Source organism: Paraburkholderia ginsengiterrae (genome assembly GCF_001645125.1).
Lineage (GTDB): Bacteria > Pseudomonadota > Gammaproteobacteria > Burkholderiales > Burkholderiaceae > Paraburkholderia > Paraburkholderia ginsengiterrae.
In genome coordinates this window covers 216,071-229,847 of record NZ_LXKA01000349.1, presented here as the reverse complement: position 1 = coordinate 229,847, position 13,777 = coordinate 216,071, and the positions used below count along the sequence as shown (strand labels likewise).

General features: G+C 64.5%; 17 protein-coding genes and 1 tRNA gene. 10 read left to right on the top strand and 8 right to left on the bottom strand.

Annotation, left to right across the window (positions count from 1 at the left end; genetic code table 11):
* Positions 1-9 precede the first annotated feature (9 nt).
* Both A6V37_RS31080 and A6V37_RS31075 read right to left on the bottom strand, forming a co-directional pair.
* Positions 10-1,140, bottom strand: coding sequence for an enoyl-CoA hydratase/isomerase family protein (locus tag A6V37_RS31080; protein ID WP_064286687.1), 1,131 nt, complete (start codon positions 1,138-1,140; stop codon positions 10-12).
* Positions 1,141-1,186: 46 nt separating this feature from the next.
* Entirely contained in the window at positions 1,187-2,110 is a 924-nt protein-coding gene (locus tag A6V37_RS31075) for a TetR/AcrR family transcriptional regulator (RefSeq protein ID WP_064286686.1), read from the bottom strand.
* Between the two features lie 133 nt (positions 2,111-2,243).
* Between A6V37_RS31075 and A6V37_RS31070 the strand changes: the two genes are divergently transcribed.
* Entirely contained in the window at positions 2,244-3,242 is a 999-nt protein-coding gene (locus tag A6V37_RS31070) for an NAD-dependent epimerase/dehydratase family protein (protein ID WP_064286685.1), read from the top strand.
* Positions 3,243-3,328: 86 nt separating this feature from the next.
* On the opposite strand, the gene A6V37_RS31065 is transcribed toward A6V37_RS31070, so the two are convergent.
* Complete coding sequence (locus A6V37_RS31065) at positions 3,329-3,613, bottom strand: DUF1488 family protein (RefSeq protein WP_064269843.1); 285 nt, start codon at positions 3,611-3,613, stop codon at positions 3,329-3,331.
* A 215-nt stretch (positions 3,614-3,828) separates the two neighbouring features.
* Here A6V37_RS31065 and A6V37_RS31060 point away from each other — a divergent pair, with 215 nt between their 5' ends.
* Both A6V37_RS31060 and A6V37_RS31055 read left to right on the top strand, forming a co-directional pair.
* A complete protein-coding gene (locus tag A6V37_RS31060) occupies positions 3,829-4,020 on the top strand; it encodes a hypothetical protein (RefSeq protein ID WP_064269969.1) in 192 nt (63 codons plus the stop codon).
* A 63-nt stretch (positions 4,021-4,083) separates the two neighbouring features.
* Complete coding sequence (locus A6V37_RS31055; protein WP_064269842.1) at positions 4,084-4,464, top strand: hypothetical protein; 381 nt, start codon at positions 4,084-4,086, stop codon at positions 4,462-4,464.
* A gap of 26 nt (positions 4,465-4,490) precedes the next feature.
* Here the strand turns inward: A6V37_RS31055 and A6V37_RS31050 are convergent, their stop codons facing one another.
* On the bottom strand, positions 4,491-4,823 hold the full coding sequence (locus A6V37_RS31050; RefSeq protein WP_423213147.1) for a DMT family transporter: 333 nt from the start codon (positions 4,821-4,823) through the stop codon (positions 4,491-4,493).
* Positions 4,824-4,833: 10 nt separating this feature from the next.
* Complete coding sequence (locus A6V37_RS31045) at positions 4,834-5,331, bottom strand: heme-degrading domain-containing protein (RefSeq protein WP_064269840.1); 498 nt, start codon at positions 5,329-5,331, stop codon at positions 4,834-4,836.
* A gap of 247 nt (positions 5,332-5,578) precedes the next feature.
* Between A6V37_RS31045 and A6V37_RS31040 the strand changes: the two genes are divergently transcribed.
* Positions 5,579-5,655 (top strand) — tRNA-Met (locus A6V37_RS31040).
* A gap of 134 nt (positions 5,656-5,789) precedes the next feature.
* Here the strand turns inward: A6V37_RS31040 and A6V37_RS31035 are convergent.
* Positions 5,790-6,278: a hypothetical protein gene (locus tag A6V37_RS31035; protein WP_064269839.1), complete on the bottom strand. Its 489-nt coding sequence runs from the start codon at positions 6,276-6,278 to the stop codon at positions 5,790-5,792.
* A 453-nt stretch (positions 6,279-6,731) separates the two neighbouring features.
* Here A6V37_RS31035 and A6V37_RS31030 point away from each other — a divergent pair, with 453 nt between their 5' ends.
* The 6 genes from A6V37_RS31030 to A6V37_RS31005 all read left to right on the top strand — a co-directional run bounded on the left by A6V37_RS31030 (position 6,732) and on the right by A6V37_RS31005 (position 11,771).
* On the top strand, positions 6,732-7,277 hold the full coding sequence (locus A6V37_RS31030; RefSeq protein ID WP_064269838.1) for an NUDIX hydrolase: 546 nt from the start codon (positions 6,732-6,734) through the stop codon (positions 7,275-7,277).
* A 9-nt stretch (positions 7,278-7,286) separates the two neighbouring features.
* Positions 7,287-8,027 carry a leucyl/phenylalanyl-tRNA--protein transferase gene (aat, locus tag A6V37_RS31025; RefSeq protein WP_064269837.1) on the top strand — a complete coding sequence of 247 codons (741 nt, stop codon included), beginning with the start codon at positions 7,287-7,289 and terminating at the stop codon, positions 8,025-8,027.
* Between the two features lie 101 nt (positions 8,028-8,128).
* Positions 8,129-8,950 carry an arginyltransferase gene (locus A6V37_RS31020; RefSeq protein ID WP_064286684.1) on the top strand — a complete coding sequence of 274 codons (822 nt, stop codon included), beginning with the start codon at positions 8,129-8,131 and terminating at the stop codon, positions 8,948-8,950.
* Between the two features lie 79 nt (positions 8,951-9,029).
* Positions 9,030-10,091 carry a quinone-dependent dihydroorotate dehydrogenase gene (locus A6V37_RS31015; protein ID WP_207547652.1) on the top strand — a complete coding sequence of 354 codons (1,062 nt, stop codon included), beginning with the start codon at positions 9,030-9,032 and terminating at the stop codon, positions 10,089-10,091.
* 118 nt (positions 10,092-10,209) lie between these two features.
* Complete coding sequence (locus A6V37_RS31010) at positions 10,210-11,004, top strand: cystine ABC transporter substrate-binding protein (protein WP_064269835.1); 795 nt, start codon at positions 10,210-10,212, stop codon at positions 11,002-11,004.
* 107 nt (positions 11,005-11,111) lie between these two features.
* Positions 11,112-11,771, top strand: a complete 660-nt coding sequence (locus A6V37_RS31005) for an amino acid ABC transporter permease (RefSeq protein WP_064286683.1) — start codon at positions 11,112-11,114, stop codon at positions 11,769-11,771.
* Positions 11,772-11,830: 59 nt separating this feature from the next.
* Here the strand turns inward: A6V37_RS31005 and lepB are convergent, their stop codons facing one another.
* Positions 11,831-12,529, bottom strand: coding sequence for a signal peptidase I (gene lepB / locus A6V37_RS31000; protein ID WP_064269833.1), 699 nt, complete (start codon positions 12,527-12,529; stop codon positions 11,831-11,833).
* A gap of 140 nt (positions 12,530-12,669) precedes the next feature.
* A complete protein-coding gene (locus A6V37_RS30995; RefSeq protein ID WP_064286682.1) occupies positions 12,670-13,668 on the bottom strand; it encodes a Gfo/Idh/MocA family protein in 999 nt (332 codons plus the stop codon).
* Between the last annotated feature and the right edge of the window lie 109 nt (positions 13,669-13,777).

Here is a 13,777-nt window from a genome sequence, read left to right as displayed (position 1 = left end):
GCGTATGAGTTAGCCGCGCAGTTCGCGCAACGGGTGTTCGCTGGCCGGCCATGGGCTCACGAACATCTTCTCGACCTCGGCGGCGCTCACGTCTTCAATGCGCGCGAAGCGCCAGCGCGGCGCGTTGTCCTTGTCGATGATCCGCGCACGAATGCCTTCAATCGTGTCGCCCAGCAGAAAACTCGAGCGCGTCAGATCGAGGTCGCTGCGCAGCACGTCCGCCATCGCTCCTTCGGCACGCGTCACCACTTCCAGCGACACCGCCATCGACAACGGCGACCGTTCGCGCAACACCGCAATAATCTGCTCCGCCCAATCGGCCGCCTCGCCGTCGCTTTCGCTTTGGAGCGAGGCTAGAATCTGCGCGACGCCGGGCAACGCGAAATGGCGGTCGATCAAAGCCCGCGCATTCGCAAGCGGCGAAGCCTCGGGCTGCGGCACGACCTGATGCGCAAGCGCCGCGCGCTCGATGCACGCCACGACATCCGCGCCCCGTTCGAACCGCTCGCCGCGCAAAGTGTCGACCAGCGCGGGCAATGCCGCGTCGTCGATATACACGTCGGCGAGACCCGCATAGAGCGCGTCCGCCGCGCCCATCGTCTCGCCGGTCACCGCCAGATAGCGGCCGAGCGCGCCTGGCGTGCGGGCCAGAAACCAACTCGCGCCGACATCGGGAAAGAGTCCGATGCGCGTTTCCGGCATCGCCATCCTGGTCGAGCCGGTGACGACACGCAGGCCGCCGGTGCGATGCGCGCCCTGCGAAATACCCATGCCGCCGCCCATCACGACGACGTTCATCAACGCGATATAGGGCTTCGGATAAGTGAAGATCGCGTGGTTGAGGCGGTACTCCTCGGTAAAGAAGGTGTCGCGCGCGCCGAGCTCGCCGCGCTGCGCCGACTCGTACAGAAAGCGGATGTCGCCGCCCGCGCAGAACGCCCGCGGGTGCTGGCTGCGCACGACGACGGCGAGCACTTCGGGATTGTCGCGCCACTGGCCGAGCGCGGTATGCATCGCGCGAATCATGCCGGTCGACAGCGCGTTGAGCGCCTTGGGCCGCTCCAGTTCGATAAAGCCGATGCGGTTGGCTACGTAAGTCGCGACTTCGTCGCTGACGGCGGGCGAGGCGGAGATGGACATGAGGAGCTAGGCGCAACCGCGCCGGGTTAGTTGGAGTTGAACGTTATCACGCGCTCGCGGCCTTGGGCGCGGCAGCCGGCTCGCTCACAGCGTCAGCAACCGTTTCAGCGACTGGCTCAGCGTGACGCTTTGCAGCCGTTTTCGTGGCTTTCCGGTTCGACGGCGGGTCCGCCGGCTCGGCGCCGGACCCGGCCGGCGATCCGGCGCTCGCACCGGCCGATCGGTTCTTGTGCGCCACGGCGGAGGCATCTTGCGGCTGCGCGGCGGGCGACGTGCCGAGCCACGCGTCGAGCGCAACGCCGACCACCGTGTCGAGCGGTGCGGCCGGGAACACCGGACACGTGAGATGAAGCGCGACGATGCCGTGCAGGTTCGCCCAGAACGCCTCGGCCCACACCGCCGAATCCGTCGACGCAGGCAGGCGCCCTACTGCCTTGAGCGCCTCCAGCGCGGCAAGAATCATGTCCAGCGCGGCCGCGCTGGATTCGTCGCCATTCCCGGCTGGCGCGCCGTTCGCGTTATCAGCTGCTGCTTCGCCCTGCGCGGCCTGCCCTTGCGCGGGCGCTGCGCCGCTCTCGTCCCCCGGCACCGAGGCCGCGCCGGCTAACGCCGCACCGGTATAGCTCGCATCCTCCATGAAGATCAGCCGGTAGGTTTCCGGATGCGCGACGCCAAACGCGACATAAGCGCGCCCAAGTGCCTTGAGCCGCTCGGCCGGATCGGCAACGGCCACAAGCGGCACGAACGACTCCAGCAATTGCGCATAGCCTTCCGCGCACAGCGCCCGCGCGATCTCGTCGCGGCTTGCGAAGTGAAGGTACAGCGTGGCCGGTGAATATTCGATGGCGTCGGCGATCTTGCGCATGGACAGCGCGGCGAAGCCTTCGCGCATGACGATGCGCCGCGCGGCATCGAGGATGCGTTCGCGCAGTGCCTGCTTCTGGCGGTTCTTTCGTTCAGCGATTCCCATGTCCTTCATTTTCGGGTTGACAAACTGAAAAGTCAAATTAAACTGAACACTGTTCACTGAACGGCGTTCATTAAATTTCAGTCAATCATTTTATTTGTCCGGGCGCGCTCGGGCCCCACGTCGAGGAGTCGTCATGCAAGCCACAGGGAAAGTAGGTTTATTCGGCGCCGCGGGCGCCGCGGGTCAAAGCATCGCCGCGGCGCTCAGCGCGGTGGGCCGCGCTTACCGGGTGGTCGGCGGCTCGCGCGCGCCGCTTGAGGCGGCCTTCGGCCACGATCCGCTGGCGGAAATCGTCACGTGGAATCCGGACGATCCCGCCTCGATCCGCGTCGCGGCTGACGGCTTGCAAACCGTGATCTATCTGGTCGGCGTGCCCTACGACCGGTTCGCCGAGCACCCGCCGCTCATGGAGCGCACCCTCGCGGGCGTGACGGCGGCCGGCGTCGAACGCTTCATTCTGATCGGCACGGTGTACCCGTACGGCCGCGCACGCGGCAATCCAATCGACGAAACCCAGCCGCGCGAGCCGCACACGTTCAAGGGCCGGATGCGGCTCGCCCAGGAAAATCTGGTGCTGGCCGCGCACGGCAGCAACGGCCTGTCGACGCTGGTGCTGCGCCTGCCGGACTTCTACGGCCCAGGTATCGAGCGCAGTCTGCTCAATGGCGTGTTCGAGGGCGCCGCCAATGCGAAGCGCGCGCAAGTGATCGGCCCCGTGGACGTGCCGCATGAATTCATCTACCTGCCCGATGCCGGGCCGGTGGTCGAGAAGCTCACGCGCACGCCCGAAGCCTATGGGCGCTGGTGGCACCTCGCCGGCGCTGGCACGATCACACAACGCGAAGTGGCGCGCCAGGCCTACGCCCTCGCGGGACGCGAACCCAGCCTGATGGTGGCCGGCAAAACCTTGCTGCGCCTCTTGGGCCTGTTCAATCCGATGATGCGGGAACTGGTGGAGATGAACTATCTGATGACGGAGCCGGTTGTGCTCGACGATTCAGCGTTGACGAAGCTGATTGGTCCGATCGCCAGAACGCCGTATGAGGAAGGTATCCGGCGCTCCTTCGATGCGGCGCGCGCAGCGGCAGCGGCGCGGGCTGTGGCGCACGGGAGCGCCGCCAGGGCGGCCTGAGCAAACCGGGACTGAACGGGAATCCGAACGCGGCTGACTCCGTGCCGGCGGCGTTCGCGGGTGCCACTGTTTGCGCCCTCGCCCGATCAGGCCGCCACATTGCCCGGCGGAAAGTGGCCGCTTCTGAGCAGCACGGGCGTGCCGTTGCTGATCTGCAAGTGCTCGCGCGCCACCGCTTCGATATGCGAACGCCCGGCGTCGAACGCTCGCATGCAGCCTTCCAGATCCTCGGAGTAAGCCCCGAAGTGGTCTTCGAGCGCTTCGACCGAGATCGCGCACGGCACCGGCTCGCCATCCACCAGCGCGGGAAACACAACAGTCAGATTTGAATCGCGGTAAGCGGGCGCGTCTGCGGGAAAGCGAATTTCCATGGTCGCCTCATCAGAGATATCCGGCAGAAGACGGACACCGGCCAGAACCGGCCGGCTCCAGACAACGTCGCTATGGTACTCGCGGGGCCGGACGGCGGTCCAGCCACCCGATCGGCAGAGTCGATCGCACTTGTTCGGCTCGCGCCGGTCGAACCGGATCACCGGCACGGTCCGTGCTGCCGAATCAGCGCCTTTTCGAGTTCAGCGAGCGCAATATGGGAAAATATTTTCTGCAGAACCACGAACTGCCCGAGCCTGACGCGGCAAACGCCTGGTTTGCTTACGCCGAAGAGCACGGCATCGACATTCCGAAAGCCATCAGCATCTGGGAAGACGCGGCCACCGAAAGCGGCACGGAAAGCCGCCGGCTGGTTAGTGCGGCGGGCATCATCATCGAAACGCCCTAGCCTGCGACAGGTGCCCCGGCCGCCGTGGCACGCCCGATTATCAATTTGAAAGGAAACATCACGATGCATTTCATGACGCCATTGCGCCGCGCCGGCCGCTTCCGAATCACCGCCGCCTCCGCTCTGGTCCGCCGGACATCGCAATGGGCTGCGCTTCCGGCAGCCGTGCTGCTAGTGGCGGGCCTCGCCGGCTGCGCATCGTCGAATACGACCTCGCTGATCAACCTGCCGAACGGCCAGACCGGCTTCGCGGTCAATTGCAGCGGCGCCGACGCCGGATCCAGTTGGGCCTCCTGCTACGTGCAGGCCGGCAAGGCATGCGGCGCGACGGGCTACGACATCATCTCGAAAGACAACGACGAAGGCGGCGCGGCGGGAGGCAGCATCACGAACGTCGTGTCGGCCAACGTGAAAAACCGTTCGATGATCGTGCGCTGCAAGTAAGCGAGCGCGCCGCGCCTAATCGCGAGTCAGTGCGCCTGCATTTTTGAAAACATATTCAGAACCGCAACGCCGGCAATGATCAGCCCGAGCCCGATGACGGCCGGCACATCGGGCACCTGCCGGTACAGCGCCACGGCCACCAGCGTAATCAGCACGATGCCCGCGCCCGACCACACGGCGTAGACGATGCCGACCGGGATGCTCTTGAGCGTCAGCGACAGGCAATAGAACGCAATGCCGTAGCCGAGCACGACCACCACCGAAGGCAGCAGGCGCGAGAATCCCTCCGACGCCCGCATCGCGGAGGTCGCAATCACTTCGGCCACGATGGCGATGGCGAGCAAGGCATAAGGAGGCAGCCGCATCGCTTCAGGCCTTTGCAAGCGCGAGCTTGCTGTAGTCGTGGCCCAGGTGCGCGCACAGTACTTCCACCACGAATTCGTGATCGGCGCGCTGCGGCAGGCCCGATACCGTGATTGAACCGATCACGCCGGCGCCTGCCACCGTCAGCGGGAACGCCCCGCCATGCGATGCATATTCGGTGGCCGGCAAGCCATGCTTGTCGGCGAGCGTGCTGCCCGCCTGCTGCATCTTCAGGCCGATCGCGTACGAGCTGCGCCGGAAATGCGCGACCGTATTGCCCTTGCGGCGCGCCCAGTCCACGTTGTCCGGCGTCGCGCCGTCGAGCAGAGAGAAGAACAGCGGCTTGCCGAACGTGCGTACGTCGATGGCCGCGGCAATGCCACGTGCGCTGGCCGTCTCGCGCAACAACGCGCCGACCTGCCATGCGCGGTCGGCATCGAATCGTGGAAACACCAGCGCCTGTTCCTGAGCGGTAATCACCTGCAGATCGTGAGCGATATCCATGGAGTTCCGTGCAACGTAAGAGTTGAGACGCTCGCCGTATGGCTGCATGGCGGCGCCGTGAAGAGAACCCGAATTCTAGCGCAGCGCCTTACGAAGGCCTTCCGGCACGCGACACCCTTCAAGCGCGCCGCGACCTGGCAAGCGCACCGCGGCGCGCCGTGATCCGCGGCTGACCTGATTTGAAGTCGATTCTTAAATAGCTATTGCGCCGCCAAATGCTTTGTTCTATAATCTTTTCTTCGACGGACGCGGGGTGGAGCAGTCTGGCAGCTCGTCGGGCTCATAACCCGAAGGTCGAAGGTTCAAATCCTTCCCCCGCAACCAATAGTCGAACATGGCGCATGAATTCGTACAGCGCCCACCAACAGACCCGCTTCGGCGGGTTTTTTGTTTTTCGGCCGTACGCACGTACATTCGCCTTCCACTCAAGGTTCGCGACAATTCAGCCCGAGACTTCCTTAGGTGTGGTCCGCCGTCTCGTCCGGCATCCCGGCAATACGGTCAATCAGTTTGCACAGCGCCGGATGACACGCCAATTCCCCTCCCGCGGTGTTCGAGCACGCGCCCGTGCATGGCGAGTCTGTCGCGTCACATGCCGCGGCCCCCTCTCCTCGCCGGCAATTTCTCTCGCAGCACTCAGCGATCGTGGCGGACAATGCGCGCGCACTCAGCGGATGCGCGTAATTTGCCGTCGGAAATTCGGCAAGCAGCCACAGTGGCGAACCATCCTTCATGTCCCTGCCTTCGTCGAGAAGCCGCTGCGCGATCCGCAGCACGACACGCTCGGTTTCCTGCAAGAGCGTTTCCGATACGTTGCTGTGCGGCGAATAACGGGCATACCAAAGGAGCGCCGACTCCCTGAACTGTGTAAACGAAAGCCACTTTTCGTCGACCTGCATCGCCTTCAGTTCGTGAACGACAAGGTCGCTCAGCAGAAAGATTTTCATTGCTTACCTGATTCCTGGCGCGCGGAGATGTCCGCGCCTTTTTGTTCAATCGGCTATGAGTATCACTGATGCCACCTGCGCTTTAAGTAAGATGATTCTCAATAGCATGTAAAAAATTATTGAAATCTCTCACCAAACAGAGAATCACAGAAAATTCTTAGCGCGCCGACGCTTTGATAGCAGTTTCCGACAGAAGATTCAGCGCCGAGGCTTGCCGTCATGCCTCGCGCGGCGATATACGTCGAGCGTTTCCGCCCCCGCGGTTCAAATACGACTTCCACGCGATCATTCAATTTGCACTCCGAACAGATATGCCTCCCCTCCCGGCAGGTCTCACCACCAGCGCCGGCACCAAAGGCGTGCACCGCGAAATCTCGTTTGCCGCCGTCGCCCGACGTCAGTAAACCTTCGCCCCAGTGATAAACTCCTATCACCCTTTCTCGTCCCCTTCCTATGAAATTCTGTTCTGTCTGCGGCCACGGCGTCAGCCTGAGCATTCCTCCGGGCGACAACCGCGAGCGTTTCGTATGCGGCAGTTGCGGCACGGTGCACTACCAGAATCCGCGCAACGTGGTCGGCACCGTCCCGGTGTGGGACGACAAGGTGCTGCTGTGCCGCCGCGCGATCGAACCGCGCTACGGCTACTGGACGCTGCCAGCGGGCTTCATGGAAATGGGTGAGACGACCGCCGAGGCGGCCGCGCGCGAAACGCTGGAGGAAGCCGGCGCGCGCGTCGAGGTGCAAAACCTGTTCTCGCTCCTGAACGTGCCGCACGTGCATCAGGTGCATCTGTTCTATATGGCGCGCCTGCTCGATCTCGACATTGCCGCCGGCGAAGAAAGTCTCGAAGTGAAACTCTTCGAGGAACGCGACATTCCCTGGGACGAGATCGCCTTCCCCACGGTCGGCCAGACCCTGCGCTTCTTTTTTGCCGACCGCTCCGCCGGCAGCTTTGGCCTGCACACTGGCGACATCTTCCGCTCGCTGCGCGAAGGTTGAGCGGCGCGCATGGTGCCCTGGCTCGGACCTGACGATCCGTTTCCGCCCGTCGAGCGCGCACTCGGCGCGACGAGCGGCGCACCGGGTCTGCTCGCCGCGAGCGGCGACCTGCTGCCGTCGCGTCTGATCGACGCCTACCGGCGCGGCATTTTCCCCTGGTATTCGGACGGCCAGCCCGTGTTGTGGTGGAGCCCCGATCCGCGCATGATCCTGCGCCCCGCCGAATTCAAACTGTCGCCGTCGCTGCGCAAGACACTCAAGCGCGTGCTGCGCGACGACGCGTGGGAAATCCGCGTCGATCATGATTTCGCCGCCGTGATGCGGGCCTGCGCCGAGGCGCCGCGACGCGGACAGCGAGGCACCTGGATCACCGCGGACGTGGTTGAAGCGTACTCGTCGCTGCATCGCGTGGGCGATGCGCACAGCATCGAAACCTGGTTCGAAGGCAAGCGCGTGGGCGGCTTGTACGGCGTGTCGTTCGGCAAAATGTTCTTCGGCGAATCCATGTTCGCGGAGGTCACGGATGCGTCGAAAATGGCGCTCGCCGCGCTGGTCGGACACTTGCGCCGTCACGAAATAGAAATGATAGACTGCCAGCAGAACACGTCGCATCTGGCGTCGCTGGGCGGTCGCGAGATAGCGCGCAAGGCGTTCATCGCGCATGTTCGCGCGTCGGTCGATGCCCCGCCCATTTCGTGGCGCTTCGACAAGGCCGTGTTGCTCGAGGTCGTCGCGCCAGCGGCGCAGTAAAAATCAGGCCGAATCCGGATCCGCCGCCCACCGAGCCGCGGGTTGTCGACCACAAGGCGCCGGGTTTGCATTACCAGAGAGACGCTTCGAGAGCTGCCACCGTGACTCATCCCAACGAGCTGCCTCTTTCGCCGCTTTCCGCGCTGCAATTTTATGCAACGGCGCCCTATCCCTGCAGTTATCTGGCGGGACGCATCGCGCGCTCGCAGGTCGCCACGCCCAGCCATCTGATCAACTCCGACGTCTACACCGATCTCGTCAAGGCGGGCTTCCGGCGCTCGGGCGTATTCACCTACCGCCCGTACTGCGACGGCTGTCGCGCGTGCGTGCCGGTGCGCGTGCCGGTCGACCAGTTCGAGCCGAACCGCACACAACGCCGCGTCTGGAAAAAACACGGCGAACTCATCGCCACGGTCGCGCCGCTCCATTACGACGAAGAGCACTATGCGCTGTACATGCGCTATCAGTCGGCACGGCATGCGGGCGGCGGCATGGACCGCGACAGCCGCGACCAGTACGAACAGTTCCTGCTGCAAAGCCGGATCAACTCGCGGCTGGTCGAATTTCGCGAGCCGCTGCCGGACCGGCCCAACGCGCCGGGCATCCTGCGCATGATCAGCATGATCGACATCCTCGGCGACGGGCTTTCGTCCGTGTACACGTTTTTCGAGCCGGGACTGCCGAACACCAGCTACGGCACCTACAACATCTATTGGCAAATCGAGCAGGCGCGCAGCCTGAAACTGCCGTACGTGTACCTCGGCTACTGGATTCGCGAGAGCCCGAAGATGGCGTACAAGGCGAACTTCCGGCCACTCGAAGGATTGATTGACGGCGTCTGGCGCGTGCTCGACCCCGCCGGCATCGACCTGCCGCCGGTCGATCAGGCGATTCACGGCAAGCGCGCACCGTTCAAGCCTTAACGTCGCCGGAGCCACCGCCGCGGCCGGCCGCGGCCCCAATCCCGCCCATCAGTCTCATTAACGTCCCAAAGCCGGTAAAATGGCGGGTTCCCATTTTTCGGCCGCCCGGCTTCGTCCCGTGTTCAGTTCCCTTTACCCGCTTATGCGCGCCCAACTCTTTCGCATGGACGCGGAAGACGCTCACCACCTGACCTTGCGCATGCTCGGCGCTGCCGGCCGCACCGGCCTTGCCGGCGTGCTCGCGCCGCGCGTGCCGGATGCGCCGCGCACCGTGATGGGGCTGACCTTTCGCAACCCGGTCGGGCTCGCCGCGGGTCTGGACAAGGACGGCGCCTGCGTCGACGGTCTGGCCGCGCTCGGCTTCGGCTTCATCGAGGTGGGCACGGTGACCCCGCGCGCGCAACCCGGCAATCCGCGGCCGCGCATTTTCCGCCTGCCGCAGGCGAACGCCGTGATCAACCGGATGGGCTTCAACAACGCGGGCGTCGACCAGTTCGTGAAGAACGTGCAGGCCGCGCGCTATCGCGGCATTCTCGGCCTGAACATCGGCAAGAACGCCGACACGCCGATCGAACGCGCCGCCGAAGACTACCTGTACTGCCTCGAACGCGTGTATCCGTTCGCCAGCTACGTGACGGTCAATATCTCGTCGCCGAACACGAAGAATCTGCGCCAGTTGCAAGGCGCGGGCGAACTCGACGCACTGCTCGCGGCGCTCAAGGACAAGCAGCAGCGTCTGGCCGACATGCACGGCAAGCTGGTGCCGCTCGCGCTGAAGATCGCGCCGGACCTCGACGACGAACAGATCAAGTCGATCGCCGACACGCTGCTGCGCCACCGCTTCGAAGGCGTGATCGCCACCAACACCACGCTCTCGCGCACCGCCGTGGCCGGCATGCAATACGGCGACGAAGCCGGTGGCCTGTCGGGCAAGCCGGTGTTCGACGCGTCGAACGAAGTGATCCGCAAGCTGCGCGCCGAAGTCGGCGAAACGGTGCCGATCATCGGCGTCGGCGGGATTTTTTCCGGCGAGGACGCGCGCGCGAAACTGGCGGCCGGCGCGTCGCTGGTGCAGCTCTATACCGGCTTCATCTATCGCGGCCCTGCGCTGGTGGGCGAATGCGTACAGGCGCTGCGCTAGGCGCGCGGTCCCGGAGCGCGCCGGTTATATAGACATAGACAAACGGTATTTAGGTTTCGATAGTCTGCTTTGTTAAGCTTTCGTCTGTTAAACCGCCGGACGAACAAAAAGGAACACGATGAAATTTGGCTTGCTGAAGAAGTTGCTGGTCGCCGGTCTGATCGGCGCGTCGTTCACCGCCGTCACCGCGCATGCGGACGACCTGCTCGATCAGGTCAAGCAGCGCGGCACGCTGCGCATTGGTCTGGAAGGCACTTTCCCGCCGTTCAACTCGAAAGCGCCGTCGGGCGAGCTGGTCGGCTATGACGTCGACATCGCCCGCGCGGTGGCGGCCAAACTCGGCGTGAAGCCGGAATTCGTCACGACCGAATGGAGCGGCATCATCGCCGGTCTGCAGGCGGGCAAGTTCGACGTGATCGTCAACCAGGTCGGCATTACCGACGCGCGCAAGCAGGCGCTCGACTTCTCGCCGGCCTACACGTATTCGGCCGCGCAACTGATCCAGCGTAAGGACGACACGCGCCAGTTCAAGTCGCTCGACGACCTGAAAGGCAAGAAGCTCGGCGTCGGTCTGGGCACGAACTACATGGACATGGCGAAGTCGGTGCCGGGCATCGACGTGAAGACCTATCCGGGCGCACCGGAATACCTGCGCGATCTGGCCGCCGGACGTCTGGACGCTGCCCTCAACGACCGCCTGATGCTCGCGTATCTGATGAAGAACTCGCAGCTGCCGCTGCGCACCGGCGCGAATGTCGGCGCGGGCAACCCGTCGGGCATTCCGTTCAAAAAGGGCAATCCGAAGTTCGCCAAGGCGATCGACGACGCGATGACCCAGCTCGAAGCAGACGGCACGTTCACGAAGATCTCGGACAAGTGGTTCGGCATCGACGTCAGCAAGCCGATCCAGTAATACGCGCTGAAGCAAAACGAAGGGCGGCATCGTCGGCGATGCCGCCCTTCGCGCTTATGCAGCAACGTTTATGATGTGCGCTCCGCGCGCCAACCCGCCCCTCGCTCATGTCCACCACCTCCCTGCTCGTCCAATCGCTTCCTGTGCTCGCGCAGGGCGCCGTCCTGACGGTCAAGTTCGCGGTTCTGTCGATGATCTTCGGCCTGCTCGCCGGCGCCGTGCTCGCGTTGATGGGCGTGAGCCACAACCGCGTGCTGAACTGGATCGCGCGCCTCTACGTGAGCGTGATGCGCGGCACGCCGCTGCTGGTGCAGATCTTCGTGATCTACTACGGCTTGCCGAGTTTCGGCATCTCCCTCGACCCCACGCCCGCCGGCGTGATCGCGCTGTCGGCGAATGTCGCCGCCTATCTGTCGGAGAGCATGCGCGGCGCGATTCTCGGGATTCACAAGGGCCAATGGCTGGCCGCGTACAGTCTCGGACTCTCGCGCCGCCAGACACTGCGCTATGTGATCGCGCCGCAGGCGCTGCGCATTGCCGTGCCGAGTCTGTCGAACAGCCTGATCAGCCTGATCAAGGACACCTCGCTGGTGTCGGTCATTACGGTGACCGAACTGTTGCGCAGCGCGCAGGAAATCATCGCGTCGACGTATCAGCCGCTGCCGCTGTATCTTGCGGCGGCCGCGGTGTACTGGGTGCTGTGCCAGGTGCTCGAATGGGTGCAGCGCTGGTATGAACGGCGGCTCGCGCTGCCGTCACGTCACTGAGCACTGGCTGAACGTCACTGAACGTCGCTGAACGCCGCCGGGAGCGAGGCGCGCCAGGCCTAGCGGCTCGCGACCTGCGGCGCCGCATCCAGCCGCGCGCCGAAACGCTCGAAGCGCGGCTTGTAGTAATGATCGGGGTCGAGCGAAAACGCCACATGACGCGCGCGGCCCATCAACTCCTTGCGCGGAAAAAAGCCGAAGTAACGCGAGTCGGCGCTGTTGTCGCGATTGTCGCCGAGCATCAGATACTCGCCTTGCGGCACGACCACCGGCCCGAACGAATTGCGCGGACTCGGCGCATACGGCGTGAGCCGCACCGTATGCGCGACACCGTCGAAGCGTTCGGTCAGATAGTCGCCGGGCGATGCGGCGTCGCCGGGCAGCGGTTTGATCCGGAGCGGCTGGTAATGGGCGCGCACACCGTTCACGTACAGCACGTTGTCGCGCAGCGCGACCCGGTCGCCGGGCAAACCGATCAGACGCTTGACGAGCAGCTCATGAGCCGCTGAAGAGTCGATCGTGACGATATCGCCGCGCTGCGGATCGTGCAGATGAGCAATCGCAATGTGCGTGAGCGGCACGCGCAGATCGTAGGCCATCTTGTCGACGAAAATCCGGTCGCCTTCGCGGATCGTCGGCAGCATCGAGCCGCTCGGCACGACGTTCCAGTCGGCCACGGCGCTGCGAAACAGCACCATCAAAAAGAGAAACGCGACGACGCTCTTGTTGTCGCGCCACAGGTTTCCGAGCGTGCGCATGAACAGGCGGCTCCATTGCAAGGGGTTCGAAAGCGGCGGCTTGCGGAGCGTTGTTGCCGCGCCGCGACCTGGCGCAAATCGTACCACTGCCGCGCCTAGACGCGCCTGAACGCGCGCCGCGACGCTCGCTCAGCCCGCCCTCACTCTCCCGCGAATTTCAGCCCGAGCGCGGCACGCGCCGCGTCCGTCATGGCGATCATCTGCACCGACTTGCCATGCGTCATCACCGGGCTTTCCACCTGCCCTGCCCGTATCAGCTCGCAGAAATGCGCGGTCTCGTAGTTCAGGCCGCCGCCTTCGAACGGCTCGTCGAGTTCGACCACGCGTCCGTCGGCATAACGAATCGTCGCGCGCGACGGGTTCCACCACGGTTCGTGAATCGTGACGTGGCCGCCCGGGGCCATCAGCAGCGCATCGCCCTTGCCGTGCAGATCGAGTCCGCAAAACAACTGGGCAATGCCGTGCTCGTGCTCGCTGTTCAGGCTCGCGAACGTATCGACACCGGTCGGCCCGAGCCGGCCGAGGGTCTGCACCTCGCGCGGCGCGCCCAGCCAGTCGACCGCGAGAAACATCTCATAGATGCCGATGTCGAGCAGCGCGCCACCCGCATGCTCGAACGACAGCGACGGGTGATCGTGCGGCACGCCCGGCACCGAACAGCCGGCGCGCACGAGTCCCACTTGCCCGATCGGTTCGGCGGCTAGATGCGCGCGCAACTTTCTGTAGAGCGGATAAAACGGCGGCTTCATGGCTTCCATGAAGAGCCGTTGCGACGCACGCGCGGCCTCGAGCACGCGCTCGAGTTGCGGCTGGTTGATGGTGGCCGGTTTTTCGCACAGCACGTGCAGACCGGCTTGCAATGCGGCGATCGCGTAACCGGCGTGACTGTCCTGGACAGTGGCGATATAAAGCGCGTCGATGCCGCTCGCGAGCAGCGCCTCGAAACTCGCGCACGCCTGGCCGCCGAACTCTTCGGCAAAAGCCGCTGCCGGCCCGGCGCGGCGCGACCACAGCGCGCTCAGTTGCGCCTGCGGCACATGTGCGAGGCTTTGCGCAAAACGGCGGGCGATGCGCCCCGTCCCAACGATACCCCAGCGAATCGTGCCGCCGGCCGGCACTCCCTGTGTTGCGATTGTCATCGTTCCTTCGAGTCCATGCAGTTCAGAACAGACGCTATTGTCGCGCATGCCGCACGCTCACGCGTGCGCACGCGTGCACACGATCGCGCGCCGTCCGGCCTGCGCCGTC